This window comes from Nocardia sp. NPDC004722, assembly GCF_053601505.1.
Map to the genome: position 1 here is coordinate 1 of NZ_JBSGBY010001077.1, position 1,330 is coordinate 1,330.

Below are 1,330 nucleotides of genomic sequence, written 5' to 3' on the forward strand. Positions count from 1 at the left end.
GAGGACCGGGACTTCGGCCGCGCCGGTCCAGGAGCGGTCGCGGAGGAGGGTGGCGGCCGCGGCGGCGATGTCGCGGGTGGCTACCAGCGGGGCGGCGTGGTCGGCGGGTGCGGTGCCAGTGAAGATGCCGGTGTCGCGGATCGAATTCGCCTGCCAGACAACGTTGTCCATGAACGAGGGGTTGGTCAGTGCCCGGTAGGCGACACCCGTGGCGGCCAGCAGGTCGTCCATGGCCAGGGTGGCGGTGACGTGACCGGCACGGTCGGCGTAGGCGGTGCCGCGGCCCAAGGCAGAGACGGCGACGACGTGGCCGACCCGATGGGTGGTGAGGGCCTTGGCGGCGGGGCGGGCGAAGTCGGAGTACACGGCATCCAGGCTCGGGGCGTGCAGGTCGGGCGGCGCGAGCCAGAAGACCGCGTCGGCGTCGGCGAAGGCGCGGTCCACGACGTCGGGGTCGCCGTGCGATCCGGTGACGATGTCGACGCGGTCGCGCACAGCCTCCGGAAGCTTCGCGGGATCGCGCACGATGACACGCAATTCCTCACGGCCGCTGGATGTTTCGAGAAGGATGTCGAGCAGTCGACTGCCGATGTGACCCGTGGGGGCGGTGATGACGATCATGCTTCGAGTCTGTCGGCGACGCGACGCGGCGTCCAAGACCCTTTCCGCCGATTGATACCGTGGAGGTATGGATCTCGATCTGCGTAAGCTCCGGTATTTCGCCGCCGTGGCCGAGCATCGGCACTTCGGGCGGGCCGCGGAGACGCTCTACATCGCGCAACCCGTGCTGAGCCGTCAGATCAAGGCGTTCGAGCAGGAACTCGACTGCACGCTGTTCGTGCGGACCACCCGCACGGTCGAATTGACCGCCGCCGGGCAGCAACTGCACGAGGAGGCGCAGCGGATTCTCGCGACCGTGGACGCGGCGGTGCGGCGCGTGCACGAGATCGACCGCGGATTGCGGCGGCTGGTGATCGCCTTCTCCCCCGGCCTCTACATTTCGGAGGCGATCCGGGAATTCGCGGCCCGCCACCCGGAGGTCGAAACCGACATCGTCCCGGCACAGTGGTGGGAACCGGCCGCGCCCCTGCACGACGGCCGAGCCCAGATCGGTTACCTGCGTAGACCTTTCGACGACTCCGGACTGACTGCCATCCCGGTCGGCCATGATCCCCGGGTCGCCTGCATGCCCGCCGCACACCCGCTGGCGGCCCGCAAGGAACTCTTCCGCGCCGACCTCGACGCCGAGCGCATGCTCGACGTGGCGAACCGGCGCAACTCGACCCTCGAGGAGAAGTTCGAGCTCATCGCCTCCGGCCACGGCCTGGCC

Annotated in this window: 2 protein-coding genes; one reads left to right on the plus strand and one right to left on the minus strand. The window is 69.5% G+C overall.

From position 1 onward, the window contains the following. Nucleotides 1-621: NAD(P)H-binding protein (locus ACWELQ_RS45815; protein ID WP_452403214.1), on the minus strand; the 621-nt coding region annotated here is incomplete at its 3' end. Nucleotides 622-688: 67 nt separating this feature from the next. Between ACWELQ_RS45815 and ACWELQ_RS45820 the strand changes: the two genes are divergently transcribed. Beyond that, nucleotides 689-1,330, plus strand: a 642-nt coding sequence (locus ACWELQ_RS45820; RefSeq protein WP_452403215.1) for a LysR family transcriptional regulator, incomplete at its 3' end; no start/stop codon positions are given.